The sequence below is a fragment of the Mycobacterium sp. SP-6446 genome (assembly GCF_001954045.1).
Lineage (GTDB): Bacteria > Actinomycetota > Actinomycetes > Mycobacteriales > Mycobacteriaceae > Mycobacterium.
Window position 1 is genome coordinate 1 of sequence record NZ_MBEM01000131.1, and the last position, 26211, is coordinate 26211.

A 26211-nucleotide genomic window follows, 5' to 3' on the forward strand; every position below is an offset into this window, starting at 1 on the left:
ATGATCGCCAGGCGGGTGTTCGCCCCGGCGTTCCAGTGCCGCAGCGGCGAGAACAGCGTGATGCCCGCGCACAGCAGGGGCGCCGCCTTGTCCAGCGGCAGCGAGTCCGGGATGCGGACGACGAAGTTCTCGTCGACGACGATCGCCTCGCTGTAACCGCCCTGCGTGGACGTTCCGTCCTTGTCGATCGAGTTGTAGGTGAAGGTCGCGCCCGGTTTGCAGTACTGCTCCAGCCCGGCCTTGCAGCTGCTGCACTCGCCACACGAGTTGACCATGCAGCCCACGCCGACGTGGTCGCCCACCTTGTACTTGGTGACCTCCGAACCGACCTCGGACACCACGCCGGCGATCTCGTGGCCGGGGACTACCGGGTAATTCGGTTGGCCCCATTCGGCTTTGACGGTGTGGATGTCGGAGTGGCAGATCCCGGCGAACTTGATGTCGATCGCTACGTCGTGCGGACCGGGGTCGCGGCGGGTGATGGTGGTCTTGGTCAGCGGCGCGGTCGCCGATGTCGCGGCATACGCCGAAACAGTGCTCATGGCAGATCCCTCTTCGATTTCGTTGCGTCCTAGAAAAGCTTAGTTAAGGTAAAGTTTTTAGGCCAATCGGCCGGTTCATTAGTTGATCGGGGCGTTGAGCAAGCGGAGATCGTCGACGATGCCGCGGGCCGCGATCACGCCTTCGCCGGTCTGCCATATCTCATCGTTGACCACGTAAACCCGGTTGTCGTGATAGGCGGACAGCTTGCGCCACGAGTCGCTGTCCAGGACAGTGGCGGCGCGGTCCGCGGCGGCGGGGGTGGCGCACGACACGTAGATCACGTCGGCATCGGCGGCGGACAGATTCGGCACCTTCGCGAGGTCGGCATCGGTGGCGGCGACCTCGATGTAGGGCTTGTCGGTGAACCGCTGCGCGGCCGGCCGGTCCACGCCGACCGCGGTGAGCACGCTGGCCGGAAAGTTGTTCGACCCGTAGATCCGGATGCTCGTGGTGGTCAGCTGCACGACCGATGCTTGGAAGTGGGCCGCGTCGTGGCTGGCGCCGATCTGCGTGGCCCGCTGGGTGAAGCCGCCGATCAGTCCGTCGACCGCGCCGCCACGGGCAGTGGCCGCGCCGACGCCGCGCAGGTTGTCCTGCCAGGCGGCGCCCGGGGCCGCGGTGAACACCGTCGGGGCGATCGCCGCCAGCTGCGGGTACAACTTCGGCGTCAACCCCTGCGAGCCCAGGATCAAATCCGGGTGGGCCGCCGCGATCGCTTTCAGGTCGGGATTGCTGCGCGTTCCGACGCCGGGCAAGCCGTGGACCGCCTTGCCCAGATAGGACGGCTGACTCGGCGAGCCGTCCGGCAGGGCGGCGGCCACGACGCGGGATTGCAGGCCGAGCGCGCACAGGGCGTCGAGCTGATCACCCGATAGCGCCACGATGCGCTGCGCCTCGGCAGGAACGGTAGCGACGTCGGGGGTGACCCCGGCGGCATTGTGGGCCTGCCGCGTCGGCGGCCCCGGGTCGGCCGCGGCCGCGTCCCGCGCGCACGACTCGTCGGGCTGGCGGTCGTTTCCCAGCACCCCGGCCCCGGCGATCTGGGTGGTGGGCGTGACCAGCGATCGGGCCGACGGTTTGGAGCCGGATCCGGACCCGCAACCGCCGCACACCACGACCAGTGCTGCGGCCACCGTCACCGCTGCGGCGGCGCCCGGAATCGATCGCCTCCCGCCGATTTGCACGCGTTCGACGCTAACATCCGGCGACTTCGGAGCCGATTACGACAGTTTGTAGGACCAGGCCCGCCACCGACCTGATCGAAGGCTAAGATTCGAACCATTGGTTCTGGGCCCCGGTCCGAGAATGTTTGGAGGAGCTGTTGACAGCTGAAGCGCCCCCCTTGGGAGAACTCGAGGCCGTCCGCCCGTATCCGGCCAGAACCGGTCCCAAAGGGAACCTCATCTACAAACTGATCACGACCACCGATCACAAGCTGATCGGCATCATGTACTGCGTCGCCTGCTTCATCTTCTTCTTCATCGGCGGGCTGCTGGCGCTGTTGATGCGCACCGAGTTGGCCGCGCCGGGTCTGCAGTTCCTGTCGAACGAGCAGTTCAACCAGCTGTTCACCATGCACGGCACGATCATGCTGCTGTTCTACGCGACGCCGATCGTGTTCGGTTTCGCCAACCTGGTGCTGCCGCTGCAAATCGGCGCGCCCGACGTCGCCTTCCCGCGGCTCAACGCCTTCTCGTTCTGGTTGTTCTTGTTCGGCGCCACCATGGGGATGGCCGGTTTCGTCGTTCCGGGCGGGGCCGCGGACTTCGGCTGGACGGCCTACACCCCGCTGTCCGACGCCATCCACTCACCCGGCGCGGGCGGAGACCTGTGGATCATGGGTCTGATCGTCGCGGGTCTGGGCACCATCCTGGGCGCGGTCAACATGATCACCACGGTCGTCTGCATGCGCGCACCGGGGATGACGATGTTCCGGATGCCGATCTTCACCTGGAACATCCTGGTGACGTCCATCCTGGTGCTGATCGCGTTCCCGTTGCTCACCGCGGCGCTGTTCGGCCTGGCCGCCGACCGGCACCTCGGCGCCCACGTCTACGACGCGGCCAACGGCGGAGTTCTGTTGTGGCAGCACCTGTTCTGGTTCTTCGGCCATCCCGAGGTGTACATCATCGCGCTGCCGTTCTTCGGGATCATCACCGAGGTGATCCCGGTGTTCTCCCGCAAGCCGGTCTTCGGTTACACCACGCTGGTCTACGCGACCCTGTCGATCGCCGCGCTGTCGGTGGCGGTGTGGGCGCACCACATGTTCGCCACGGGAGCCGTTCTGCTGCCGTTCTTTTCGTTCATGACGTATCTGATCGCGGTGCCGACCGGGATCAAGTTCTTCAACTGGACCTTCACAATGTGGAAGGGCCAGTTGACCTTTGAGACGCCAATGCTGTTCTCGGTGGGCTTCCTGGTGACCTTCCTGCTGGGTGGTCTGACCGGCATCCTGCTGGCCAGCCCGCCGCTGGACTTCCACGTGACCGACACCTATTTCGTTGTGGCGCACTTCCACTACGTCCTGTTCGGCACCATCGTGTTCTCCACCTTCGCCGGTATCTACTTCTGGTTCCCGAAGATGACCGGCCGGCTGCTCGACGAGCGGCTGGGCAAGCTGCACTTCTGGTTGACGTTCATCGGCTTTCACACCACGTTCCTGGTGCAGCACTGGCTGGGCGATCAGGGTATGCCGCGCCGCTACGCGGACTACCTGCCCACCGACGGCTTCCAGCCCCTGAACATCGTCTCGACGATCGGGGCGTTCATCCTGGGCGCGTCGATGTTCCCGTTCGTCTGGAACGTCTTCAAGAGCTGGCGCTACGGCGAGGTCGTCACGGTCGACGACCCGTGGGGCTACGGCAACTCGCTGGAGTGGGCGACCAGTTGCCCGCCGCCGCGGCACAACTTCACCGAGCTGCCCCGAATCCGTTCGGAGCGACCGGCATTCGAGCTGCACTACCCGCACATGGTCGAGCGGCTGCGCGCCGAGGCGCACGTGGGCCGAGCCCATGGGCCGGCGAGCGGCGACGTCACCAGAGCCGACGACGTCAGCGTTCGCAGCTGACGGGCGGCGGCGGCCCTAAGCGAGGCTAAGTCAGGGGTGAACACTCCATACAGGGTGTCGGTGCTGATCACCGTCACCGGCGCGGATCATCCGGGTGTGACGTCGGCGCTCTTCGACGCGCTGTCGCGGCACGGAGTCGAGCTGCTCAACGTCGAACAGGTGGTGATCCGGGGGCGGCTGACGCTGGGTGTGCTGGTGTCCTGCTCGGCGGAGGTCGCGGAAAGCCCATCGCTGCGCGCCGACGTCGAGACCGCGATCCACGGGGTCGGGCTCGATGTCAGCATCGAGCGCAGCGACGACGTGCCGATCATCCGGCAACCGTCGACCCACACCATCTTCGTGCTGGGCCGGCCGATTACCGCCGGCGCGTTCGGCGCGGTGGCCCGCGAGGCCGCGGCGCTGGGCGTCAACTTCGATGTCATTCGCGGGGTTTCCGACTATCCGGTGACCGGGCTGGAGCTGCGGGTCTCGGTGCCGCCGGGGGCCGACGGCCTCCTGCGGACCGCCCTGAACCGGGTGTCCTCCGAGGAGCACGTCGACATCGCGGTCGAGGACTACGGCCTGGCCCGGCGCACCAAACGGCTCATCGTGTTCGACGTCGACTCGACGCTGGTGCAGGGCGAGGTCATCGAGATGCTGGCCGCGCGCGCGGGCGCCGAGGGAGCCGTCGCCGCGATCACCGAGGCCGCGATGCGCGGCGAGCTGGACTTCGCGCAGTCGCTGCAGCAGCGGGTGGCGACCCTGGCGGGCCTGCCCGCGACCGTGATCGACGAGGTCGCCGCCCAGCTGGAACTGATGCCCGGGGCCCGCACCACGCTGCGGACGTTGCGGCGCTTGGGTTTTCACTGCGGCGTGGTCTCCGGGGGGTTCCGGCGGATCATCGAACCGCTGGCGCACGAGCTGATGCTGGACTTCGTCGCCGCCAACGACCTCGAGATCGTCGACGGCACGCTGACCGGCCGGGTCGTCGGCCCGATCATCGACCGGCCCGGAAAGGCCAAGGCGCTTCGCGACTTCGCGCAGCAGGCAGGGGTGCCGATGGCGCAGACCGTCGCCGTCGGCGACGGCGCCAACGACATCGACATGCTCTCCGCGGCGGGCCTGGGCGTGGCGTTCAACGCCAAGCCGGCGCTGCGTGAGGTCGCCGACGCGTCGTTGAGCCACCCGTACCTGGACACCGTGCTGTTCCTGCTCGGCGTCACCCGCGGCGAGATCGAGGCCGCCGACGCCGGCGATCTTGGAGTACGACGTGTGGAGATCCCTTCGGATTAGTGGCGGCCACGGGCAAGCACCCGGCGGCCTTGGCGGCGGCGCGGTACGGCACGATGATCGGGTGCCCGAAACCGGCGACACCGCATCCGATCCCGATCTGCTGATCGACTTGCGGGGTGTGTCGTTGCGCCGCGGCGGGCGCACCTTGGTCGGGCCGGTGGACTGGGCGGTCGAACTCGACGAGCGGTGGGTGATCGTCGGCCCCAACGGCGCCGGCAAGACGTCGCTGCTGCGGATCGCCGCGGCGGCCGAGCACCCATCGTCGGGCGTCGCCCACGTGCTCGGCGAGCGGCTGGGCCGCGTCGACGTCACGGAGTTGCGCGCCCGCATCGGCCTGTCATCCTCGGCGCTGGCGCAGCGGGTGCCCGACGACGAAGTGGTGCGCGATCTCGTCGTCTCGGCCGGCTACGCGGTGCTCGGCCGATGGCGGGAGCGCTACGAAGACATCGACTACCGGCGCGCGATCGACATGCTGGAGAGCCTGGGCGCCGAGCATCTCGCGGAGCGCAGCTACGGCACGCTGTCGGAAGGCGAACGCAAACGGGTGCAGATCGCCCGCGCCCTGATGACCGACCCGGAGTTGCTGCTGCTCGACGAGCCCGCCGCCGGCCTGGACCTGGGCGGCCGGGAGGAGTTGGTGGCCAGGCTGGCCGATCTGGCCGCCGACCCCGACGCGCCCGCGCTGGTGCTGGTCACCCATCACGTCGAGGAAGTTCCCCCCGGCTTCAGCCACTGCATGCTGCTGTCGGAGGGTCGGGTGGTCGCGGCGGGGCTGCTGGCCGACGTGCTGACCGCCGAGAACCTGTCGGCGGCGTTCGGCCAGTCGATCGCCCTCGAGATGGTCGACGGGCGCTATTTCGCGCGGCGCGTCCGCAGCCGCGCGGCCCACCGGAGGCTGCTATGACCGCACCGCACGACGAGGCTCCACTGGTTCCGCGGCCGGCCGCGACCGTGATGCTGATCCGCGACGCCGGGCCCGGCCTGAGCGTGTTCCTGATGCGCCGGCACTCGCGGATGGAATTCGCGGCGGGCACGATGGTGTTCCCGGGCGGCGGCGTCGACGACCGCGACCGCAACGCCGACATCGCGTGGGCGGGGCCGCCTCCGCAGTGGTGGGCGCAGCGCTTCGGCATCGAACCCGAACTGGCCGAGGCCCTGGTTTGCGCCGCGGCCCGCGAGACCTTCGAGGAGTCGGGGGTGCTTTTCGCGGGGCCGGCGGGCCAGGCCGGTTCGGCACCGGACAGTCTCGTCGGCGACGCCTCGGTATACGGCGACGCCCGCCGCGCGCTGGCCGCCGGCACGCTGTCCTTCGCGGACTTCCTGCGCCGGGAAAACCTGGAGCTGCGGGCCGACCTGCTTCGGCCGTGGGCCAATTGGGTCACCCCGGAGGCCGAACGGACCCGCCGATACGACACCTATTTCTTTGTGGCCGCGCTGCCGCGGGGTCAGCGTGCCGACGGTGAGAACACCGAATCCGACCGCGCCGGGTGGACCACGCCGCAGGCCGCCATCGACGACTTCGCCGCCGGCCGTTGCTTCTTGCTGCCGCCGACGTGGACGCAGCTGGACTCGCTCGCCGGCCACACGGTGGCCGACGTGCTGGCGGTCGAACGGCAGATCGTGCCCGTGCAGCCGCATCTCGAAATCCAGGGCGACAACTGGATTTTCGAGTTCTTCGACTCCGACCGCTACCACCAGGCGCGCGAGGCCGGGGGAATGGGGTGGCGGCATTGAGCGAGTTCGTCAGCGTGGTGGTCAGTGACGGCTCGCGGGATGCCGGCCTGGCCATGTTGCTGCTGTCGCGGCCACCCACGAACGCGATGACCCGGCAGGTCTACCGCGAGATCGCGGCCGCGGCCGACGAGCTGGGGCGCCGCGACGACGTCGGCGCCGTCATCCTGTTCGGTGGCCACGAAATCTTCTCCGCCGGCGACGACATGCCCGAGCTGCGGACGCTGAGCCCGAGCGAGGCCGACACCGCGGCCCGGGTGCGCCGGGAGGCCGTCGACGCCGTCGCGGCGATCCCCAAGCCGACCGTGGCCGCGATCACCGGATATGCGCTGGGCGCCGGCCTCACCCTGGCCCTGGCCGCCGACTGGCGGGTCAGCGGCGACAACGTCAAGTTCGGGGCGACGGAGATACTGGCGGGCCTGGTCCCCGGCGGCGGCGCAATGGCTCGCCTGGCCCGCGTGGCCGGGGCGAGCCGGGCCAAGGACCTGGTGTTCAGCGGGCGCTTCTTCGACGCCGAGGAGGCCCTGGCGCTGGGCCTGATCGACGAGATGGTGGCTCCCGACGACGTCTACGACGCCGCCGCGGCGTGGGCCCGCCGCTTCCTCGACGGGCCGTCGCGCGCGCTGGCCGCCGCCAAGGCCGGCATCAACGCCGTCTTCGACCCGGCTCCGGGCGCCGGTTAGGCTGCCCTGCATGACGAGGAGTTCGACTGACGCCGTCCCCAACCCGCGTGCCACCGCCGAGCAGGTCGAAGCCGCCCGCCACGACAGCAAGCTCGCGCAGGTGCTCTACCACGACTGGGAAGCCGAGACGTACGACGAGAAATGGTCGATCTCGTATGACCAGCGCTGCATCGATTACGCCCGGGACTGCTTCGACGCCATCGCGCCCGAGCACGTCCTGCGCGAACTGCCCTACGACCGGGCCCTCGAATTGGGTTGCGGGACAGGGTTTTTCCTGCTGAACCTGATCCAGTCCGGCGTTGCCCGCCGCGGTTCTGTCACCGATCTCTCGCCCGGCATGGTCAAGGTCGCCACCCGCAACGGACAATCGCTGGGGCTCGACATCGACGGCCGGGTGGCCGACGCCGAGGGCATCCCGTATGACGACGACACCTTCGATCTGGTGGTCGGGCACGCCGTCCTGCATCACATTCCCGACGTCGAGCTGTCGCTGCGCGAGGTGGTCCGGGTGCTGCGCCCGGGCGGCCGGTTCGTCTTCGCCGGGGAACCGAGCAATGCCGGCGAGGTCTATGCGCGCGCGCTCTCGACACTGACCTGGCGGATCGTCACCAACGCCACCAAGTTGCCCGGACTGACCGGGTGGCGGCGACCGCAGGCCGAGCTGGACGAGTCGTCGCGCGCCGCGGCGCTCGAGGCGCTCGTCGACCTGCACACCTTCGCGCCGGAAGACCTGGAGCGGATGGCCATCGGCGCCGGAGCCGTCGACGTCGCGACCTCCACCGTCGAGTTCACCGCCGCGATGCTGGGCTGGCCCCTGCGGACCTTCGAGTGCGCGGTGCCGCCGGGGCGGCTGGGCTGGGGCTGGGCGAAATTCGCATTCACCAGCTGGAAGACCCTCAGTTGGGTGGACGCCAACGTGATGCGGCATGTGGTGCCGAAGGGCTGGTTCTACAACGTGATGATCACCGGGGTCAAACCGTCCTGAGCGTCGGCGGCCTGCGCTTCGGCACCGCCGACGTCGAATATCTGCGGTCGGAAGCGGGCACGGCGGCGCTTGCCGCCGTCGCCGACCTGCCGCTGACGGACCGCACCCGCATCGCCGACGTCGCCTCCGTGCGTGCCCGCTTCGGGGCCCGGGCGCCGATTCTGGTGGAGACGACGTTGCTGCGCCGCCGCGCCGCGGACAAGCTCGGCCAGCTCGGTGACGTGTCCGCTTGGCTGTTCACCGACGAGGCCCTGCAGCAGGCGACCGCGGCGCCGGTGGCCCTGCACCGGGCGAAGCGGTTCGCAAAGGCCGGGAGCCCATTGGTTCACGACGCGACCTGTTCGATCGGCACCGAGGTGGCCGCACTGGGCGCGGCGGGGACCGACGCGGTGGGCAGCGACATCGACCCGGTGCGCCTGGCGATGGCGCGCCACAACCTGGGCCCCGGCGCTGCCTTGTGCCGGGCCGACGCGCTGCGTCCGGTCACCCGCGACGCCGTCGTGCTCGTCGATCCGGCGCGCAGGGTGGGCGGGCGGCGGCGTTGGCGCCCGGCCGACTATCAACCGGGCCTGGGCCAGTTGCTCGACGCCTACAGCGGCCGCGACCTCATCGTAAAGTGCAGTCCCGGAATAGATTTCGAATACCTGCGGCGTGCCGGCTTCGACGGTGAAATCGAGGTGACGTCGTACGGCGGTTCGGTCCGCGAGGCGTGCCTGTGGTCGGCCGGGCTGGCCGAGCCGCGTGTGCGTCGTCGAGCGAGCGTACTGGATGTCGGCGAGCAGATCACCGACGCTGAGCCCGCCGACTGCCCGACGCGGCCCGCCGGCCGATGGATCGTCGACCCCGACGGCGCGGTCGTGCGGGCCGGCCTGGTGCGCCACTACGGCGCGCGGCACGGGCTGTGGCAACTCGATCCCGAGATCGCCTACCTGTCCGGCGCCGAGTTGCCGCCGGCGGTCCGCGGCTTCGAGGTGCTCGAGCAGCTGGCGTTCGACGAGCGCCGCCTTCGGCAGGCGCTGTCCGCACGGGACTGCGGGGCGCTGGAGATCCTGGTCCGGGGCGTGCGCATCGACCCCGACGGGCTGCGACGGCGCCTGCGGCTGCGCGGCGGGGAATCCCTGTCGGTGATCGTCACCCGGGTCGGCTCCGGACCCGCGAGCCATGCGACGGCCTTCGTCTGCCGCGCCTCTCGATAGTGCCCAGGTAGGCTGGCTGCCATCGATCTTCCAGGCGCCCCGCCTGCGTAATTTTGCGAGGGACAAATTCGAACGATGCGTTACCTGATAGTGAGCACCGTGCTGGCCGCGGTGGCCCTGCTGGGCTGGCCGGCGGCCGCCGCGCCGGCGACGTGCGCCGGGATGGGCGGCACCGTCGACGACACCCAGCTGTGCCACGTGCACACCACGGGGTCCACCTACGCCATCACCATGACGTTCCCCGCCGACTACCCCGACGAACAGGCGCTGACCGACTACATCACCCAAAACCGCGACGGTTTCCTCAACGTCGCCCAGACGTCCGGCGGGCGCGACCAGCCCTACCAAATGGAGACCAGCGCCGACCAACGCACCTCCGGTCAGCCGCCCCGCACCCGCAGCGTGGTGCTCAAGTTCTTCCAGGACCTCGGCGGATCGCATCCGTCCATCTGGTACAAGGCGTTCAACTACAACCTGGCGACCAAGCAGCCCATCACCTTCGACAACCTGTTCGCGCCCGGCACGACGCCGCTGGACAGCATCTTCCCGTTGGTGCAGCGCGACCTGGAAAATCAGAGCGCGTTCGGTGCCGCCATCCTGCCGTCGACGGGGCACGACCCGTCGCACTACCAGAACTTCGCCATCACCGACGACCAGCTGATCTTCTATTTCGCCCCCGGTGAGATGCTCCCGGCGGTCGCCGGTCCCGTCCAGGCCCAGGTGCCGCGCAACGCGATCCCGCCCCTGGCCGTCTAGAGCCGCCTGGTCACTGCACCGGGCCGGCCAGCCACTCCATCGCCGCGGCACCGATGCCCAGCGCCACCTGTGCCACGCAGCCGATGAGCGGGACGAAGAACGCCCGCCGCCGGCGCACCAGGAGATATACGGAGACCACGAAGTCGGCGACCAAGACCGCGGCGCCGCCCCAGATCCCCAAGGTCGTGGCGCGGTCGATCCAGGCCGGGTCGCCGCATTTCACGGAACCGCACGGGTCGGTGACCATGACGAAAAGGCCGAGCAGCACGATGGTCACCCCGAACAGCGCCCCGTGCACGATCAGCAGGACAACGGTCGCGGCGACGTCCGCGGGCCTGCCGCGTCGATCGGCGCTCATGCCGGCCCGAATCCGTAGACCTGGCCGTCGCTGGTGCACGCCACCACCCTGCGATCAACGCCGACCGAAATCCCGACGGGATATCCCGTGGCCGCGGGCAGCGGATAGCTGTTGAGGGTGTGGCCATTGGCCGGATCGAAGGCCAGCAGCGACATGCCGGGCGCGCCCTGCCCGGGCGGCGTGCCGACCACCGTGTAGCCGACGCCGCCACCGGCCAGGCTCGACGACGACAGCGGGCCGACGTCGTCGCGCCGCCAAGCCTGATCGGCGTGATCGCCGGCATCCTTGAAGGCCGCGAGCCGGGTATCGGGTCCGCCACCGGCCACGATCAGTCCCTGCGGGGTCACCGACGGCGGCGTCTGCGCCAGGAAACCAAGCGGCACTGACCATTTCACCTTCCCGTCGGTGGCGTGCAGCGCCCACAGCCGTTGGTCGCGGCCGTTGACGTAGACGGTCGACCCGTCGGCGGAGAGCACCGGGCTGGCGATCACGCCGGCGCCGACCGCGTCGCTGGTCCACTCGCGGGTCAGCAGCGGCGTCTGGCCCGGATGGTATTTCAGCCCAACCAGTTCCGCGGCCACCGCACCCGGCTGCCAGACGCCGATCACCGCCATCTGGCCGGTCGGGGAGAAGGCGGGGGCCGCCGCCACCGGGCAGCCCTGCCGCGCCGGCGCGCAATCGGCCAGCCCGCGCGTCGCATCGGTCGGGTCCACACCGTCGACCAAATCCAGCGCACTGCCCACCACCATGCCGCGGTGGGCGTCGAACGTCAGGACCTGACCCAGGTGCGTGATGACCAACAGTTGACCATCACCCAAAAACCTTGGTGTGGTGGGCATTCCGATCACCGGCTGGCGCCAGCGAGTCCACTGCGTCACCGGAAAGGAGAGGAAGGCGCCGGGCTGCCCGACGTAGAGATTGTCGAAGCCGTCGAACAGCGGACCGGCGAAGCCGCCACCCTGGACCACCCGGACGCACCAGCGTTGCCGGCCGTTGTTGTCGTTCTCCCACTCCATGAGCGAACATCCGCCCGGGGTCTGCGCGTTGAGGGCGAGATAACCGCGTGCGCTCAGCGCGGGTCCGGCGGCCAGGCTGCCCTTGACCGACCGCGTCCACTGCAGCGACAGCTTGGTGGCGCCGCTGGTGGGGGTGTAGCTGCTGTTGGCCGAGTCGGCGTATTGCGCGGGCCAGCCTTGCGATGCCGAGGCTTGCACCCAGGAGTCGGTGTTGCCGCAACCGCCGAGTCCCACGATCAGCGCGGCGGCCGCCCCCACGAATGACCAACGCCGAAGACCGAGTTGTCGGGCAAGCACCTCGATTTCCCAAATCCTTCCGCGGCCGTTGGTTCGTTTCCAGAGCAGCGATCGAGTACAGGTGAGGGTAACCCGTGGCGGCTCGGATAAGCTCTCCGGCCATGACGACCATGTGGGGTGCTCCGCTCCATCGCCGTTGGCGTGGATCGATGTTGCGCGACCCACGCCAGGCCAAGTTCCTCACGCTGGCCTCGCTGAAGTGGGTACTGGCAAACCGCGCCTACACCCCGTGGTACCTGGTGCGCTACTGGAGGCTGCTGAAGTTCAAGCTGGCCAACCCGCACATCATCACCCGCGGCATGGTGTTTCTCGGCAAGGGCGTCGAGATCCACTGCACACCCGAGCTGGCGCAGCTGGAGATCGGCCGCTGGGTGCACATCGGCGACAAGAACACGATCCGCGCGCACGAGGGCTCGCTGCGCTTCGGCGACAAGGTGGTGCTGGGGCGCGACAACGTCATCAACTGCTACCTCGACATCGAGCTCGGGGATTCGGCGCTGATGGCCGACTGGTGCTACATCTGCGATTTCGACCATCGCATGGACGACATCAACCTGCCGATCAAGGATCAGGGCATCGTCAAGTCCCCGGTTCGAATCGGGCCCGACACCTGGGTCGGGGTCAAGGTGACCGTGCTGCGGGGCACCACCATCGGACGCGGCTGCGTGCTGGGATCGCACGCGGTGGTTCGCGGCGTGGTGCCCGACTACTCGATCGCGGTCGGCGCGCCGGCCAAGGTGGTCAAGAACCGGCAGCTGTCCTGGGAGAGCTCGGCCGCGCAGCGCGCGGAACTGGCGGCCGCGCTGGCCGATATCGAACGCAAAAAGGCTGCCCGCTAACCGATTTCGGGTCTTACGAGGGCTGGTCTTCGACCTCGAAGCGATAGTTGACGGTCCCGCCATCGACGCCGGTGACGGTCACGTTCACCCCGTAGTTCTTCCCGCTAGTGGTCAGCTGGCAGCGCAGCGTCGCGCCCTCGACGCCCTTGAGGTTGTCGGGGCACGTGACCGAATCGGGTTTGCTTCCCAGCTGCGGGGTGAGTTTCTCGCTGATCGTCTTGGCGACCTGGTTCTTGTCGACCGTCTCCACCATGTCGAACTTGACGTCGCTGCCGTTGACGCTGGTGACGGTGACGTTGACGTTGTAGGTCTGCCCGCCCGCCTTCATCTCGCAGTTCAGCTGCGCCCCGACCTTCGCGTCCAGGTCACTGGGGCAGTTCACCGACTCGGGCTTGTTGCCCGCGGGGTCCGTCATCTTCGAGGTGATCTGGCCGGCGACATCGCTTTTGCTGACGGTGTGCGACGACGACACCGAACACGAACACGCGGCGACGCCGGCCATCAGGCCCGCTGCTGCTCCGGAAACCAGCAACGTCCGAACGATCGACTGAGCCATAACGCCTCCCGTGGGCTGTGCGACTGTGGGCAACTGTGAATCGGCTGATAATTGCATGCCAGACATCTTCGAGTGGGCGGATTGCGTAAACATCAGCCGAACGGCGATCTCGCACCGGGGCCTTTGCTGGTCCAACCGCGCGGCGGTTGGTTACGGTACCGAGGTAACACAGCGGAGGGGGTGCCGCGAATGACGAGCCGGGTGATCGCGGTTGCGAGCGTCGCGGGGGCCACGGTGTTGGCCGGAATGGTGGTGGCCGCCTGCAGCGGCACGTCCACGATGGCGTCGACACCCTCGACGTCGACGTCCGCGGTGTCGATGTCGATGCCGGCCGCCGGCACCGACTACACCGCCCTGCTGATTCAGGGCAGCGACGTCAGCACGACACCGCCCAACGTCTTCACCCCGGCGGAGCCGCCCGTCCAAAATCCCAACGCGATGCCCGGCGCGGCGGTGGTTTTCAAAAACCAGGATGACAGCACCCGAATCGGCGACACGGTCCTGATCCTGACCGACGCCGGGGCCGCCGCCAACGCGATGAGCGGGTCGGTCGCGTCGCTGGGCAACACGGTGACCGGCGGTAACCCGCAGCCGATTTCGGTGGGCGACGGGGGCACGATCGTCGCCGGCACGTCGCCGGATAGGTCCAAGGAGGTGACGGTGCTGTTGTTCACCGAGGGCAAGGCGTTCGTCACGCTGGAATTCGACGGCGCGCCCGGCGACGACGTGCCCACCGACTACGCCCTTACGGTCGCCCAGCAACAGGACGGCGCGGTCAAGAACAAGCTTTCCGGCTGAGGCCGGATTCAGTAGGGCGGTTGAGCCGCCAGATATGGGTGGACAGAACGGTGGCGAAGGCACACCACAATCCGTAAGGCGAAAGTGCCAGCCCGGCTTGCGGTTTGGCCTGCGTCGCGCGGCGGATGAGGTCCGCGCTGCTGGCCGTCAGGACCGCTGCACCGAGGGCGGATGCGCCGAGCTTGTGATACCTGAAGAAAAGCCAACTCCATCCGGCGTTGAGGAGCAGGTTGACTCCCAACGCCGCGGCATAGCGACGCGCCTTGTCGTGCTGCCCTGCTTGGCGGAACCCGTCGATAGCCACCGCCGACGTGGCGGCGATGTCGGTGTAGAGGGCTGTCCAGACGACTGGAAAGACGACTCCGGGTGGTTGGTATCGCGGTTTGCGCAGCCGTGCGTACCAGGTAGGGACACGGCGTGGGCTGGCGATGCTTCCGGTGCCGGCTGCCGCGCCGACGGCCAGCGTTGTCGCGGCCAGTGTTGAGCTGTTCATACGGTGCTCCGTTCATGCCGGGCCAAGTCCGCTTGCTGCTCAACAGGTTTGGCGGTAGTTGCAGAGCTACCCAACAACGACGCAGATATGCCTACCGGTCCGGCAGGGCGTGCTCGACGATGGGCAGCCGCGGCTGTGGTTGCCGTTCACGGCGTTTGGCGGCCAGGTAAACCTGGGCCGTTTCCTTGGCCACGGTCCCCCAGTCGAAGTCGGAGGTGAGCCGCTCGCGGGCGGCGTCGGCGCGTCGTTGCGCGCCGAGCGGGTCGTCGAGCACGGCGCGCACCGCGGCGGCCAGCCCGGCCACGTCGCGAGGCGGACAGGACACCCCGGTCTTGCCATTGATCACCGCTTCGCCCAGGCCGCCGATGTTCGACGTCACCAACGGGGTGCCGGCCGCGGCGGCCTCCAGAGCGGCGAGCCCGAACGGTTCGTAGTGGCTGGGCAGCACGGCGGCGTCGGCCCGATGCAGCAACGCCAGCAGCTCGTTGTGATCACAATGCCCGACGAACCGAGTTGCCTTGAGCACCCGATGTTTACGCGCCTGCTCGACGAGCCAGTCCTGCTGGGTGCCCTCGCCGGCGACGGTCAGGGTGGTGCCCGGATGCGTGCGCCTGATCCGCGGCAGCGCGGCGATCACGTCGTGCACACCCTTCTCGTACTCCAGCCGCCCGACGTAGAGCAGCTCGGCCGGCCCGGTGCGGGGACGACGGGGCGCGAACGGCCAGCGTGCGGCGTCGATGCCGTTGGGGATCACCGTGGTCTCGGCCAGACCCGGACCGAACAATTCGGTGATCTCGTCGGTCATCGACGCCGAACACGTGATCAGCGAATCGGATTCACGTACCAGCCATGACTCGACCGCGTGCACCTGACGGCTGATCGCGCCGGAAACCCAGCCCGAATGCCGCCCGGCCTCCGTCGCGTGGATCGTGGAAACGATTGGCACGTCGTAGTATTCGGCGAGCGCGATGGCCGGATGGGCGACCAGCCAGTCGTGGGCGTGCACCACGTCGGGACGCCACGGCCGGTCGCTGCCGTATTTCTTCAACCGCAGGCCGGCGCGGATCATCGCGTGACCCATCGCCAGGGTCCAGGCCATCATGTCGGCACCGAAGCTGAATTCGTGCGGATCCTGCGCGGCCGCGATCACCCGGACGCCCTCGCTGAGATCGTCGGACGACGGGTGCGTGCTGGGATCGGTGCCCGACGGACGGCGCGACAGCACGACGACGTCGTGACCGGCCGCGGCCAGCGCGGTGGACAGGTGATGCACGTGCCGGCCGAGCCCGCCGATCACCACCGGCGGGTATTCCCACGACACCATGAGGATCTTCATCGGGGCAGCCTTCGGGCGTCCAGGGCGCCGAACAGGCCGTCGGCGCGGTTCCAGCCGTCGGCCAGGCGCTCCGCGGTCTCGCGCCGGCCCGACGCCAGCGCCCCGGCGATCTCGCGGGTCGCGTGCGCATGCAGGTGCGCACGGTAGCGGGCGTAGTCGGCGGCCGAGTCCTTACTGACCATGAACGGCCAGTCGCTGGAGACGGTCAGCAGGGTCTCGCGCAGGATCTGATCGGCGACGCGATCGCGGGGGAGCGGGCCGTCCAGCGATGCCGTCTGCGACCTCGTTTGTGCCAAGGCCTTGTCCACGGTGCTCAGCGCGGTGTCGACCACTTCGGTGTTGAGCTGGACCAGATCGGCGACCTGCTCGCCGGCCCACACCTGCCAGTCCTTGCCCGAGCCCCACGAACTCGGCGGCAAGGCGACGGCATCGCCGACGAATCCGCCGGCCAGCGCGTCGCTCAGTGTGCCCACCCGAACACCGGCGGCGGGCAGGGCGCGCAGCACCCGCGCCAGCCACGTCGGGCCCTCGTACCACCAGTGTCCGAACAGTTCGGTGTCGAACGCCGCGACCACGTGGGCGGGGCGCCCGATGCGCTCCGACTCGGACAACAGTCGGGTGCGCACCACGTCGACGAAGTCGGCGACGTGGACGTCGACGGCGCGGTCGGCCCGCTCGGGGTCGTAGGGCGCCTTGGCCTCCGAGGCCACGTTGCGGCCGGTGACCCGGGCCGGCTTGAGGCCGGTGAGGTGGTCATAGGTGTGGAAGTCGCGATAGGCCGCATGGCCGGGATAGCCGGACTTCGGCGACCACACCCGGTAGCTGACCTGCAGGTCGCGCCCGAACGCGACGACGTCGGTGTCGCCGACGGGCCGGCCTAGCGCGGTATCGCCGTGCAGCGACGGGCCGTCGACCATGAAGTGGGTGACGCCCGCCGGGGCGTAGTCATGTTCCATGCCGGGGGCGTAGGCGCATTCGGGCGCCCAGATGCCGCCCGGGGTGTGGGCCATCCGCAGCTGCGGGTCGGCCAGGCCTTCGCGCAGCGCGAACTCGCGCAGCCGGGGCGCGAGCAGCGGCTGGAACGGGTGGGCCAGCGGGCCGCCGAGCAGCTCCACGGTGCCCGCGTCGATCAGGCCGCGCAGCAGCGGGCTGCCCCCGTGCCGCCACAGCGTGGCGAAATCCTCAAGCGCGTCATCGGCCTCGGCGCATTCGCGAATCCCGAAGGCCCGCAACGCTTCCGGTGTGCACGATTGGTAGTCGGCCGACTTGGATCCGCTCGCGGATCGCACGCTGGCCGCTTCGGACGCCCGCAGTCGCCAGTTGGCCAGCCAGTGATGCATGCCGTCGAGGCAGTACGGGTCGTCGAGCTGGGCGTTGACCACCGGCGTAACGCCGAGGGTGATGAGCCGGTGCCGGTCCTCGTCGGCCAGGGTGCGCAGCACCCGGAACAGCGGCAGGTACGCCGCGGCCCAGGACTGGTAGAGCCATTCCTCGCCGACCGGCCAGCGCCCGTGGTGGGCCAGCCAGGGCAGGTGGGTGTGCAACACCAAGGTGAACATCCCGGGCACGCGGTCGATGCTCACGGGCGCACCGCGATCGCGATGAGATCGAGGCTGTCATCTATGTCACGCACGCTGGAATCGACGATGTCGAAGTCGTCGGTGCTGACCGCGGCGACGTCCGCGGCCAGCTCGGGCGGCCACGGCGCGTCGGCCACCGCCCGCGCGATCTGCGCGTCGATGATCGAGCCGCCGTGCCGGGCATCCATCTCACGCAGCCGCGGTCCGTGGAACACACCGCTGATCGACACCTCGCCGAAACCGCCGTCGACCAGCAGCTCGGTCAGCTCGCGGGCGTTGAGTTCGCGGGTGTGGAACGGATTGACCGGGGTGTCGCGACCCGGGGAGAACGTGATGCGGTTGGGCGTCGAGATCATCAACAACCCGGACGGGCGCAGCACCCGGGCGCACTCGGCCACGAACTGGGCCTGGTCCCACAGGTGCTCGATCACCTGGAAGTTCACCACGACGTCCACCGACGCGTCGGGCAGCGGCAGCTCGGCCAGGTTTGCCTGCATGACGTCCACCCTGGCGTAGCGGGCGCGGACGTGGGCCACCGCGGTCTCGTCGTAGTCGACCGCGACGACCCGGCGGGCGATGCCCGCGATCAGGTCGGCACCGTAACCTTCGCCACATCCGGCCTCGAGCACGTCGCGCCCGGCGCAGCGCGGCGCAAGCCGTTCGTAGACCACCTCGTGGCGCCGGAACCAATAGTTCTCGATGTCCAGATCGGGGATCGTGCGCTCGCCTGTCAGCGTCAACACCGCGTCAGGCGCCGGCGAGGTGTTGCCGGGGACGCGTTGCGGGACGTCGGGGACGAATGCGCTCATTGCATAGGGAGGCTAACGCGAAGTGTCCGATTCGCGAACCGGGCCGAAGGAACGTGCACTACGACCCGCTATGGTGTGAGTGCAGAACGCACAAACTTACCTCGTAGTAATACCGCTGTGCGTTGCTAAACGTGTACCGAGTTCCCGCAGTCGCGCACTGCGGAACTCCTTCGAGGAGGACGAACCACACTCATGACGAACATCGTGGTCCTGATCAAGCAGGTCCCAGACACGTGGTCGGAGCGCAAGCTCACTGACGGCGATTTCACGCTGGACCGCGAGGCCGCCGACGCGGTGCTGGACGAGATCAACGAGCGTGCCGTGGAAGAGGCGCTGCAGATTCGCGAGAAAGAGGCCGCCGACGGCGTCGACGGGTCGGTGACCGTGCTGACCGCGGGTCCCGAGCGCGCCACCGAGGCGATCCGCAAGGCCCTGTCCATGGGCGCCGACAAGGCCGTCCACCTCAAGGACGACGGCATGCACGGCTCGGACGTGATCCAGACCGGCTGGGCGCTGGCCCGCGCGCTGGGCACCATCGAGGGCACCGAGCTGGTCATCGCCGGTAACGAGGCCACCGACGGCGTCGGCGGGGCGGTGCCGGCGATCATCGCCGAGTACCTCGGCCTGCCGCAGCTCACCCACCTGCGCAAGCTGTCGCTGGAGGGCGGCAAGGTCATCGGCGAGCGCGAGACCGACGACGGCGTGTTCACCCTCGAGGCCACGCTGCCCGCGGTCGTGAGCGTCAACGAGAAGATCAACGAGCCGCGCTTCCCGTCCTTCAAAGGCATCATGGCCGCCAAGAAGAAGGAAGTCACTGTCCTGACGCTGGCCGAGATCGGGGTCGAGGGCGACGAGGTCGGGCTGGCCAATGCCGGCACCACGGTGCTGTCGTCGACGCCGAAGCCGCCGAAGACCGCGGGCGAGAAGGTCGCCGACGAAGGTGAAGGCGGCAACCAGATCGCCCAGTACCTGGTCGGCCAGAAGATCATCTGAACCCCACGCCCGTCATCCAACGAGAAGAGCGATATAACCCATGGCTGAAGTATTGGTGCTCGTCGAGCACGCCGAAGGCGCCCTGAAGAAGGTCACCTCCGAACTGATCACCGCCGCCCGCGCGCTGGGTGAGCCGGCCGCCGTCGTGGTCGGCGCGCCCGGCACGGCCGCGCCGCTGGCCGACGGGCTGAAGGAGGCCGGCGCCGCCAAGATCTACGTCGCCGAGTCCGACGCCGTCGACAACTACCTGATCACCCCGACGGTCGACGTGCTGGCCGCGCTGGCCGAGTCCAACGCGCCGGCCGCCGTGCTGCTGGCCGCCAACGCCGACGGCAAGGAGATCGCCGGACGGCTCGCCGCCCGGATCGGTTCCGGTCTGCTCGTCGACGTGGTCGACGTCAAGGAGGGCGCCAAGGCCACCCATTCCATCTTCGGTGGAGCGTTCACCGTCGAGGCGCAGGCCAACGGCGACACCCCGGTGATCACGGTGCGGGCCGGCGCCATCGACGCCGAGCCGGCCGCGGGTGCCGGCGAGCAGGTCACCGTCGAGGTGCCGGCTCCCGCCGAGAACGCCACCAAGATCACGTCGCGCGAGCCCGCCGTCGCCGGTGACCGCCCGGAGCTGACGGAGGCCACCATCGTGGTCTCCGGTGGCCGTGGGGTCGGCAGCGCCGAGAACTTCAACGTCGTCGAGGCGCTGGCCGACTCGCTGGGTGCGGCGGTCGGGGCGTCACGCGCCGCCGTCGACTCCGGCTACTACCCGGGCCAGTTCCAGGTCGGCCAGACGGGCAAGACGGTGTCTCCGCAGCTCTACATCGCGCTGGGCATCTCCGGTGCGATCCAGCACCGCGCGGGCATGCAGACGTCGAAGACCATCGTCGCGGTCAACAAGGACGAAGAGGCGCCCATCTTCGAGATCGCCGACTACGGCGTGGTGGGTGACCTGTTTAAGGTCGCCCCGCAGCTCACCGACGCGATCAAGGCCCGCAAGGGCTGACGGCACCCCCGAGTTAACCAACGGCCCCGCGGATTACCCGCGGGGCTGTTGTTTTCGCCACTATTTCCGCGACATTTCGTCACCTGACGTGCACCGACACGTCACAGCGGCGACGCCGATCGGTACATCGACTGCGCGACGTTGTTGACATGAGCATTGCTTCTGTCCTGATAGCCGGCGACCAGCCGGAGGCGATCGGTTCGTCCGCACCGCGCTACTCGCTGCTGCTGGCCACCGACACCGATTCGATCGAGGCGGCGCAACGGCTCCGCTACGACGTGTTCACCAGCACACCGGGCTTCGCGCTGCCGACGGCCGACCAGGTCGACGCGGACCGCTTCGACGAATACTGCGATCACCTGCTGGTCCGCGACGACGACACGGGTGAGCTGGTGGGTTGTTACCGGATGTTGGCGCCGGCCGGGGCGATCGCGGCCGGGGGGCTTTACACCGCAACGGAATTCGACGTGCGCGCCTTCGACCCGCTGCGGCCGTCGCTGGTGGAGATGGGGCGCGCCGTGGTGCGCGACGGTCACCGCAACGGCGGCGTGGTGCTGCTGATGTGGGCGGGCATCCTGGCCTACCTGGACCGCTACGGCTACGACTACGTGACGGGCTGCGTGTCGGTGCCCATCGGCGCCGAATCGGACCGTGACGTGCCGGGCAGCCAGCTGCGCGGCGTCCGCGACTTCATCCTGAGCCGGCACGCCGCGCCGGCGCAGTACCGCGTCCAGCCGCACCTGCCGGTGCGCGTCGACGGGCGGGCCCTCGATGAGATTCCCGCGCCGCCGCGGCCGGCGGTTCCGGCGCTGATGCGTGGCTACCTGCGGTTGGGCGCGCAGGTCTGCGGCGAGCCGGCGCACGACCCGGATTTCGGCGTGGGTGACTTCTGCGTGCTGCTGGACAAACGACGGGCCGATACCCGATATCTCAAGCGGCTGCGGTCGGTGTCGGCGGCTTCTCAAATGGCCACTGAGATGGCCGGCGCACGATGACCGCCGCCCACGCCTGGCTGCCCCGCGCGACATGCGACAGCAGCTGCGTGGGTGTGGGCACCGCGTCGTCGCGGTGGCGGGTGGTGCTGCGGGTGACGCTTCGCGTCATGTTGGCCGCGTTGCTGGCGCCCGGGGTGCCGCTGGCGCTGGCGCCGCTGCCGGGCCAGCTGCGGGTACAGCGCTTCTATTGCCGCGCGGTGCTGCGCTGTTTCGGCGCGCGGATTCGGGTGTCGGGCAGCCCGATTCGCAACCTGCGCGGAGTGCTGGTGGTCAGCCCGCACATGTCGTGGCTGGACGTCTTCGCCATCGGTTCGGTGATGCCGGGGGCGTTCGTGGCCCGCGCGGACATGTTCACCGGACCCCTGGCGCGCATGCTCAAGATCATCCCCATCGAGCGGGCCAGTCTGCGGCGGCTGCCCGGGGTGGTCGACACCGTCGCGGATCGGCTGCGTGCCGGTCAGACCGTGGTGGCCTTCCCCGAAGGCACCACCTGGTGCGGCGTCGCCTGTGGGTCCTTCTATCCGGCGATGTTCCAGGCCGCGATCGACGCCGGCCGCCCGGTGCAGCCGATTCGGTTGACCTACCACCACGCCGACGGCGCCGTTTCCACCGCCCCGGCCTTCGTCGGCGACGACACCCTGTGGCGGTCGATGTGCCGGTTGCTCACCGTGCGCCGCACCTGGGCGCATGTTCACGTCGAATCCCTGCAGCTACCGGGCGCTGATCGGCGGGCGCTGGCCCGCCGCTGCCAGTGGGCCGTGGGTGTCGGAGTGTCGCGGCGCCCGGAGCAGCAGTCGGGTCGGGGCCACGTGCTGGTGGCTTCCTAGGTTCGGGGCAGCCCTGGCCTGCAGGTATCGTGGGGCGGGTCATGGTCTATCTCGATCACGCCGCGACGACCCCGATGCACCCCGCCGCCATCGAGGCGATGACGGCTGCGCTGGGCACCGTGGGCAACGCCTCCTCGCTGCACACCAGCGGCCGCGCGGCGCGGCGCCGGATCGAGGAATCGCGCGAGCTGATCGCCGAGAAGCTGGGCGCGCGCCCGTCGGAGGTGATCTTCACCGCGGGCGGCACCGAGAGCGACAACCTGGCCGTCAAGGGGATCTATTGGGCCCGGCGGGGAGCCGAGCCACGCCGCCGGCGCATCGTCACCAGTGAGGTCGAACACCACGCCGTGCTCGACTCGGTGAACTGGCTCGTCGAACACGAGGACGCCGAAGTGACCTGGCTACCCACCGCGCCCGACGGGTCGGTGTCGGCGGCCGCGCTGCGCGAGGTCCTTACCCGCCATGACGACGTCGCGCTGGTGTCGGTGATGTGGGCCAACAATGAAGTCGGCACAGTCATGCCGGCCGCCGAACTCGCGGCCGTCGCAGCCGAATTCGGCGTCCCGATGCACAGCGACGCCATTCAGGCAATCGGGCAGCTGCCCGTCGATTTCACCGCTAGCGGACTATCGGCGATGAGCGTGGCCGCACACAAGTTCGGCGGTCCGCCGGCGGTGGGCGCGTTGCTGCTGCGGCGGGACGTCGCGTGTGTACCGCTGTCGCATGGCGGTGGGCAGGAGCGCGACATCCGTTCCGGCACACCCGATGTGGCCGGTGCCGTCGGAATGGCGGCGGCGGCCCGGATCGCGGTGGACGGGCTCGCCGCCAACGCTGCGCGGCTGCGAACGTTGCGCGATCGACTGGTCGAGGGCGTACTCACCGGCATCGACGACGTCGTCGTCAACGGCGCCGCCGACCCGTTGCGGCTTCCGGGCAACGCGCACTTCACCTTCCGCGGCTGCGAGGGCGATGCGCTGCTGATGCTGTTGGACGCCAACGGGATCGAGTGCTCGACCGGCTCGGCGTGCACCGCCGGTGTCGCGCAGCCGTCACACGTGCTGACCGCGATGGGCGCCGATCCGGCCAGCGCCCGCGGCTCATTGCGTCTTTCGCTGGGGCACACCAGTGTGGACGCCGACATCGACGCCGTGTTGGGCGTGCTGCCCGGCGCCGTCGACCGGGCCCGGCGCGCGGCCCTGGCGGCGGCGGGAGCGGGTCGATGAAAGTCCTCGCTGCGATGAGCGGTGGCGTCGACTCGTCGGTCGCCGCCGCACGCATGGTCGACGCCGGGCACGATGTGGTCGGCGTGCACCTGGCGCTGTCGAGTGCGCCCGGTACGCTGCGCACCGGCTCACGCGGATGCTGCTCGAAAGAAGACGCCTCCGACGCGCGCCGAGTGGCCGACGTGCTCGGAATCCCGTTCTACGTATGGGATTTCGCGGAGCGGTTCAAAGCGGACGTGATCGACGATTTCGTGTCGTCGTATGCCCGGGGGGAGACCCCCAACCCCTGCGTGCGGTGCAATCAGCGCATCAAGTTCTCGGCTCTGTCCGCGAGAGCACTCGCGTTGGGCTTCGACACGGTGGCAACCGGGCACTACGCCCGGCTGTCGCAGGGGCGGCTGCGTCGCGCCGTCGACGAGGACAAGGACCAGTCCTATGTGCTCGCCGTGTTGACGGCCGAGCAGTTGCGCCACGCCGCATTCCCGATCGGCGACACACCCAAACCGCAGATCCGCGCCGAGGCCGCCCGCCGCGGCCTGGCGGTCGCCGACAAGCCGGACAGCCACGACATCTGCTTCATCCCGTCCGGCGACACCCGCGCGTTTCTGGGAGAGCGCATCGGGGTGCGCCGCGGCGCGGTGGTCAACGCAGACGGCGCGGTGCTGGCCATGCACGACGGCGTGCACGGTTTCACCATCGGCCAGCGCAAAGGCCTGGGCATCGGAGGGCCGGGACCCGATGGCCGGCCGCGCTACGTGACGGCGATCGATGCCGACACCGCGACCGTGCACGTGGGTGCGGCCGGCGACCTCGACGTGGTTGCGTTGCGGGGACGGGCGCCGGTCTTCACCGCGGGGGCCGCATTCTCGGGTCCCGTCGAGTGCGCGGTTCAGGTGCGCGCCCACGGCGAAACCGCCAGTGCGGTAGCCGAATTGGTCGGCGACGAGCTCGACGTGCGGTTGCGTACCCCGCTGCGCGGCGTGGCGCCCGGGCAGACGCTGGTGATGTATCGCCCGGACCCCGGCGGCGACGAGGTGCTGGGCAGCGCCACCATCACCGGCACCCGCGGCTAGCCCGGCACGTTGGCGACGATGTTGGTCATCACGATGTCCGACACCGTCTGCGGGAATCCGCAGAACGTGACCTCCAGCAGGGCCACCGACAGCACCCGGTAGTCGCGACCGCAGCCGCCGGGCCGCATGTGCAGCGAGTTGGCGTCGGCCTTCCACTCGCCGACGAACATTTGACCGGCCACCCCGTCCGCGCAGTTTCCGACGGTCTTCACCAGCGCACCGAACGCACCCCGCGCGCCGTCGGGGTCTCGATAGGCCGCGGCGCCCTCGGAGATCAGCGCACCGTCGGGCGGGTCCTGGAAGGTGGTCTTGTGGAATTCCTGGATGTCGGGCCCGAACGTCGCAGTCTCGGCGAACAGGAACCGGCACTCCCGCGGGGTGTTATCGGCCAGCGCGTCGATGTCCACCGGAGACGTGTCGTCCATCGTGGGGATGATCGTCAGGTGCTGGCCGGCCCCGGTAATCGCTTGCATGCGTGGCTGATCCAGCAGGATGGTGTCGACATTGACGCCCTGCACACCCCGGTGGGGGGCGCCGAATCCCGGCACCGCGGTGCCGCCGACCACCCGGGTGCACGCCGCGATCAGCAGCGCCGCGCCGCACAACAGCAGCGGGCGCGCCAATCCCCGGATCTGCGACACCGTTTGCACGTACCTCTCTCGCTCGAACCTACTCGACCGGCCCCGGGGCAGACACCCCCTGGCCGGCGTCCCGCGACGCGAGGTCGAATACGGTTGCCGGGTGAGTGTTTTCGGCACCGCGTTCGCCAGGGCCAGCGGCGTCGGGTCGTGGCCCGGAATCCAGGCGCGCCAGGCCGCCGAGGTCGTCGTCGGCGAGCTGGCGGACGCGCTGGCCCACATCGTCGAGTTGCCGGCCAGGGGAGTCGGCGCCGACATGCTTGGCCGCGCGGGCGCGCTCCTGGTCGACGTGGCCATCGACACCGCGCCGCGCGGCTATCGCATCGCCGCCCGGCCCGGGGCGGTGACACGCCGGGCCGTCAGCCTCCTCGACGAGGACATGGACGCCCTGGAAGAGGCGTGGGAGACCGCGGGCCTGCGCGGCGCCGGGCGCGTGGTCAAGGTGCAGGCGCCCGGGCCGATCACGCTGGCGGCCGAGCTCGAGCTGGCCAACGGCCACCGGGCGATCACCGATTCCGGCGCGGTGCGCGATCTGGCGGCCTCGCTGGCCGAAGGCGTCGGCTCGCATCGCGCGGCGCTGGCGCGGCGGCTCGACACACCGGTCGTGGTCCAGTTCGACGAACCCTCGCTGCCGGCGGCGTTGGGTGGGGAGCTGAGGGGGGTGACCGCGCTGAGCCCGGTCGCCGCGCTCGACGAGGCGGTCGCCGGCGCGCTGCTCGATACGTGCGTCGCGGCGGTGGGCGCTGGAACTGCGGGCGCTGGGGTGCTGGTGCACAGCTGCGCACCCGGGTTGCCGTGGAATGTGTTGCAGCGCAGCACCATTGGCGCCGTGTCGGTGGAAGCTGGCACGTTGCGGGCCGTGGACCTGGACGGCGTCGCGGCATTCGTCGAATCCGGACGCACCGTCGTGCTCGGCGTGGTCCCCGTGCGGCAACCGGACAAGAAGCCGTCGGTGGAAGAGGTCGCCGCCGCGGTCGTCGCGGTGACCGATCGGCTCGGATTCGACCGCGCGGCGCTGCGCGACCGCATCGGTGTCACCCCCGCCTGCGGGCTGGCGACGGCCACGCCGCAGTGGGCCCGCACCGCGATCGAGCTGGCCCGCAAGGCCGCCGACGCGTTCGCCGAAGACCCGGACGCGATCACATAGGCA

Annotated in this window: 26 protein-coding genes and 1 pseudogene; 17 read left to right on the forward strand and 10 right to left on the reverse strand. The window is 69.5% G+C overall.

Going from position 1 to position 26211, the window contains the following annotated elements; all coding sequences use genetic code 11:
• Both A5736_RS10995 and A5736_RS11000 read right to left on the reverse strand, forming a co-directional pair.
• The coding region (locus A5736_RS10995; RefSeq protein ID WP_175611244.1) for an alcohol dehydrogenase catalytic domain-containing protein at nt 1–542 on the reverse strand (542 nt) is incomplete at its 3' end.
• A 78-nt stretch (nt 543–620) separates the two neighbouring features.
• Complete coding sequence (locus A5736_RS11000; protein ID WP_371328375.1) at nt 621–1727, reverse strand: iron-siderophore ABC transporter substrate-binding protein; 1107 nt, start codon at nt 1725–1727, stop codon at nt 621–623.
• A gap of 137 nt (nt 1728–1864) precedes the next feature.
• On the opposite strand from A5736_RS11000, the gene ctaD reads away from it, so the two are divergent.
• The 8 genes and pseudogenes from ctaD (at nt 1865) to A5736_RS11040 (ending at nt 10233) form a co-directional block, all read left to right on the forward strand.
• Nucleotides 1865–3610: a cytochrome c oxidase subunit I gene (gene ctaD / locus A5736_RS11005; protein WP_076121886.1), complete on the forward strand. Its 1746-nt coding sequence runs from the start codon at nt 1865–1867 to the stop codon at nt 3608–3610.
• Between the two features lie 36 nt (nt 3611–3646).
• Nucleotides 3647–4882 carry a phosphoserine phosphatase SerB gene (gene serB / locus A5736_RS11010; protein ID WP_076121660.1) on the forward strand — a complete coding sequence of 412 codons (1236 nt, stop codon included), beginning with the start codon at nt 3647–3649 and terminating at the stop codon, nt 4880–4882.
• Nucleotides 4883–4943: 61 nt separating this feature from the next.
• The gene (locus A5736_RS11015; RefSeq protein ID WP_076121657.1) at nt 4944–5786 is read left to right on the forward strand and encodes an ABC transporter ATP-binding protein; all 843 of its coding nucleotides are present in this window, start codon (nt 4944–4946) and stop codon (nt 5784–5786) included.
• A complete protein-coding gene (locus A5736_RS11020) occupies nt 5783–6616 on the forward strand; it encodes an NUDIX hydrolase (RefSeq protein ID WP_076121654.1) in 834 nt (277 codons plus the stop codon). Before A5736_RS11015 ends, A5736_RS11020 begins: the two co-directional genes overlap by 4 nt.
• A pseudogene (locus tag A5736_RS11025) lies at nt 6613–7284 on the forward strand (enoyl-CoA hydratase); the annotation flags it as partial. The gene A5736_RS11020 and the pseudogene A5736_RS11025, both read left to right, overlap by 4 nt.
• A gap of 22 nt (nt 7285–7306) precedes the next feature.
• Nucleotides 7307–8281: a class I SAM-dependent methyltransferase gene (locus tag A5736_RS11030; RefSeq protein ID WP_076246168.1), complete on the forward strand. Its 975-nt coding sequence runs from the start codon at nt 7307–7309 to the stop codon at nt 8279–8281.
• Complete coding sequence (locus A5736_RS11035; protein WP_217695747.1) at nt 8278–9477, forward strand: class I SAM-dependent methyltransferase; 1200 nt, start codon at nt 8278–8280, stop codon at nt 9475–9477. The genes A5736_RS11030 and A5736_RS11035 overlap by 4 nt, the downstream gene beginning before the upstream one ends.
• A gap of 75 nt (nt 9478–9552) precedes the next feature.
• Nucleotides 9553–10233 (forward strand): esterase, encoded by a 681-nt coding sequence (locus tag A5736_RS11040; protein WP_076125998.1) that lies wholly within the window; start codon nt 9553–9555, stop codon nt 10231–10233.
• A gap of 10 nt (nt 10234–10243) precedes the next feature.
• Here A5736_RS11040 and A5736_RS11045 read toward each other — a convergent pair whose 3' ends face one another.
• On the reverse strand, nt 10244–10591 hold the full coding sequence (locus A5736_RS11045; protein WP_076125995.1) for a hypothetical protein: 348 nt from the start codon (nt 10589–10591) through the stop codon (nt 10244–10246).
• A complete protein-coding gene (locus A5736_RS11050; RefSeq protein ID WP_139333258.1) occupies nt 10588–11865 on the reverse strand; it encodes a PQQ-binding-like beta-propeller repeat protein in 1278 nt (425 codons plus the stop codon). The genes A5736_RS11045 and A5736_RS11050 overlap by 4 nt, the downstream gene beginning before the upstream one ends.
• A 140-nt stretch (nt 11866–12005) precedes the next feature.
• On the opposite strand from A5736_RS11050, the gene A5736_RS11055 reads away from it, so the two are divergent.
• Nucleotides 12006–12743, forward strand: a complete 738-nt coding sequence (locus A5736_RS11055) for an acyltransferase (RefSeq protein WP_076125989.1) — start codon at nt 12006–12008, stop codon at nt 12741–12743.
• A gap of 13 nt (nt 12744–12756) precedes the next feature.
• Here A5736_RS11055 and A5736_RS11060 read toward each other — a convergent pair whose 3' ends face one another.
• Entirely contained in the window at nt 12757–13299 is a 543-nt protein-coding gene (locus A5736_RS11060) for a DUF4333 domain-containing protein (protein ID WP_076125987.1), read from the reverse strand.
• A 189-nt stretch (nt 13300–13488) separates the two neighbouring features.
• Here A5736_RS11060 and A5736_RS11065 point away from each other — a divergent pair, with 189 nt between their 5' ends.
• Nucleotides 13489–14097, forward strand: a complete 609-nt coding sequence (locus A5736_RS11065) for a hypothetical protein (protein ID WP_076125984.1) — start codon at nt 13489–13491, stop codon at nt 14095–14097.
• Here the strand turns inward: A5736_RS11065 and A5736_RS11070 are convergent.
• The 4 genes from A5736_RS11070 to A5736_RS11085 form a co-directional block, all read right to left on the reverse strand.
• Entirely contained in the window at nt 14075–14590 is a 516-nt protein-coding gene (locus tag A5736_RS11070; RefSeq protein ID WP_076246171.1) for a TspO/MBR family protein, read from the reverse strand. The genes A5736_RS11065 and A5736_RS11070 overlap by 23 nt on opposite strands.
• A 91-nt stretch (nt 14591–14681) precedes the next feature.
• Entirely contained in the window at nt 14682–15926 is a 1245-nt protein-coding gene (locus tag A5736_RS11075; RefSeq protein WP_076246173.1) for a glycosyltransferase family 4 protein, read from the reverse strand.
• Nucleotides 15923–17485, reverse strand: a complete 1563-nt coding sequence (locus tag A5736_RS11080; RefSeq protein ID WP_076246251.1) for a glycoside hydrolase family 57 protein — start codon at nt 17483–17485, stop codon at nt 15923–15925. The genes A5736_RS11075 and A5736_RS11080 overlap by 4 nt, the downstream gene beginning before the upstream one ends.
• Before the next feature lie 20 nt (nt 17486–17505).
• Entirely contained in the window at nt 17506–18315 is an 810-nt protein-coding gene (locus tag A5736_RS11085) for a bifunctional 2-polyprenyl-6-hydroxyphenol methylase/3-demethylubiquinol 3-O-methyltransferase UbiG (protein ID WP_076246175.1), read from the reverse strand.
• Between the two features lie 192 nt (nt 18316–18507).
• On the opposite strand from A5736_RS11085, the gene A5736_RS11090 reads away from it, so the two are divergent.
• The 6 genes from A5736_RS11090 to mnmA all read left to right on the forward strand — a co-directional run bounded on the left by A5736_RS11090 (nt 18508) and on the right by mnmA (nt 24423).
• Nucleotides 18508–19308: an electron transfer flavoprotein subunit beta/FixA family protein gene (locus tag A5736_RS11090; protein WP_076125973.1), complete on the forward strand. Its 801-nt coding sequence runs from the start codon at nt 18508–18510 to the stop codon at nt 19306–19308.
• 40 nt (nt 19309–19348) lie between these two features.
• Nucleotides 19349–20305 (forward strand): electron transfer flavoprotein subunit alpha/FixB family protein, encoded by a 957-nt coding sequence (locus tag A5736_RS11095; protein ID WP_076063289.1) that lies wholly within the window; start codon nt 19349–19351, stop codon nt 20303–20305.
• A gap of 149 nt (nt 20306–20454) precedes the next feature.
• The gene (locus A5736_RS11100; protein WP_076246176.1) at nt 20455–21300 is read left to right on the forward strand and encodes a GNAT family N-acetyltransferase; all 846 of its coding nucleotides are present in this window, start codon (nt 20455–20457) and stop codon (nt 21298–21300) included.
• The gene (locus A5736_RS11105; protein ID WP_076246178.1) at nt 21297–22127 is read left to right on the forward strand and encodes a 1-acyl-sn-glycerol-3-phosphate acyltransferase; all 831 of its coding nucleotides are present in this window, start codon (nt 21297–21299) and stop codon (nt 22125–22127) included. Before A5736_RS11100 ends, A5736_RS11105 begins: the two co-directional genes overlap by 4 nt.
• A gap of 41 nt (nt 22128–22168) precedes the next feature.
• Nucleotides 22169–23350 (forward strand): cysteine desulfurase family protein, encoded by a 1182-nt coding sequence (locus A5736_RS11110; protein WP_076246180.1) that lies wholly within the window; start codon nt 22169–22171, stop codon nt 23348–23350.
• On the forward strand, nt 23347–24423 hold the full coding sequence (mnmA, locus tag A5736_RS11115) for a tRNA 2-thiouridine(34) synthase MnmA (RefSeq protein ID WP_076246182.1): 1077 nt from the start codon (nt 23347–23349) through the stop codon (nt 24421–24423). Before A5736_RS11110 ends, mnmA begins: the two co-directional genes overlap by 4 nt.
• Here the strand turns inward: mnmA and A5736_RS11120 are convergent.
• Nucleotides 24420–25055: a sensor domain-containing protein gene (locus tag A5736_RS11120; protein WP_139333261.1), complete on the reverse strand. Its 636-nt coding sequence runs from the start codon at nt 25053–25055 to the stop codon at nt 24420–24422. The two genes, mnmA and A5736_RS11120, sit on opposite strands and share 4 nt — an antisense overlap.
• A gap of 109 nt (nt 25056–25164) precedes the next feature.
• Here A5736_RS11120 and A5736_RS11125 point away from each other — a divergent pair, with 109 nt between their 5' ends.
• On the forward strand, nt 25165–26208 hold the full coding sequence (locus A5736_RS11125; protein WP_076246184.1) for a methionine synthase: 1044 nt from the start codon (nt 25165–25167) through the stop codon (nt 26206–26208).
• Nucleotides 26209–26211 lie beyond the last annotated feature (3 nt).

Bases quoted from the DNA above. Each gene is read 5' to 3' on its own strand.
- A5736_RS11095 (WP_076063289.1), top strand. From the start codon at position 19,349: ATGGCTGAAGTATTGGTGCTCGTCGAGCACGCCGAAGGCGCCCTGAAG.
- mnmA (WP_076246182.1), top strand. From the start codon at position 23,347: ATGAAAGTCCTCGCTGCGATGAGCGGTGGCGTCGACTCGTCGGTCGCC.
- A5736_RS11030 (WP_076246168.1), top strand. From the start codon at position 7,307: ATGACGAGGAGTTCGACTGACGCCGTCCCCAACCCGCGTGCCACCGCC.
- A5736_RS11045 (WP_076125995.1), bottom strand. From the start codon at position 10,591: ATGAGCGCCGATCGACGCGGCAGGCCCGCGGACGTCGCCGCGACCGTT.
- A5736_RS11055 (WP_076125989.1), top strand. From the start codon at position 12,006: ATGACGACCATGTGGGGTGCTCCGCTCCATCGCCGTTGGCGTGGATCG.
- A5736_RS11110 (WP_076246180.1), top strand. From the start codon at position 22,169: ATGGTCTATCTCGATCACGCCGCGACGACCCCGATGCACCCCGCCGCC.
- A5736_RS11085 (WP_076246175.1), bottom strand. From the start codon at position 18,315: ATGAGCGCATTCGTCCCCGACGTCCCGCAACGCGTCCCCGGCAACACC.
- A5736_RS11105 (WP_076246178.1), top strand. From the start codon at position 21,297: ATGACCGCCGCCCACGCCTGGCTGCCCCGCGCGACATGCGACAGCAGC.
- A5736_RS11020 (WP_076121654.1), top strand. From the start codon at position 5,783: ATGACCGCACCGCACGACGAGGCTCCACTGGTTCCGCGGCCGGCCGCG.
- A5736_RS11100 (WP_076246176.1), top strand. From the start codon at position 20,455: ATGAGCATTGCTTCTGTCCTGATAGCCGGCGACCAGCCGGAGGCGATC.
- A5736_RS11065 (WP_076125984.1), top strand. From the start codon at position 13,489: ATGACGAGCCGGGTGATCGCGGTTGCGAGCGTCGCGGGGGCCACGGTG.
- A5736_RS11080 (WP_076246251.1), bottom strand. From the start codon at position 17,485: ATGTTCACCTTGGTGTTGCACACCCACCTGCCCTGGCTGGCCCACCAC.
- A5736_RS11060 (WP_076125987.1), bottom strand. From the start codon at position 13,299: ATGGCTCAGTCGATCGTTCGGACGTTGCTGGTTTCCGGAGCAGCAGCG.
- A5736_RS11070 (WP_076246171.1), bottom strand. From the start codon at position 14,590: ATGAACAGCTCAACACTGGCCGCGACAACGCTGGCCGTCGGCGCGGCA.
- A5736_RS11090 (WP_076125973.1), top strand. From the start codon at position 18,508: ATGACGAACATCGTGGTCCTGATCAAGCAGGTCCCAGACACGTGGTCG.
- A5736_RS11075 (WP_076246173.1), bottom strand. From the start codon at position 15,926: ATGAAGATCCTCATGGTGTCGTGGGAATACCCGCCGGTGGTGATCGGC.
- A5736_RS11040 (WP_076125998.1), top strand. From the start codon at position 9,553: ATGCGTTACCTGATAGTGAGCACCGTGCTGGCCGCGGTGGCCCTGCTG.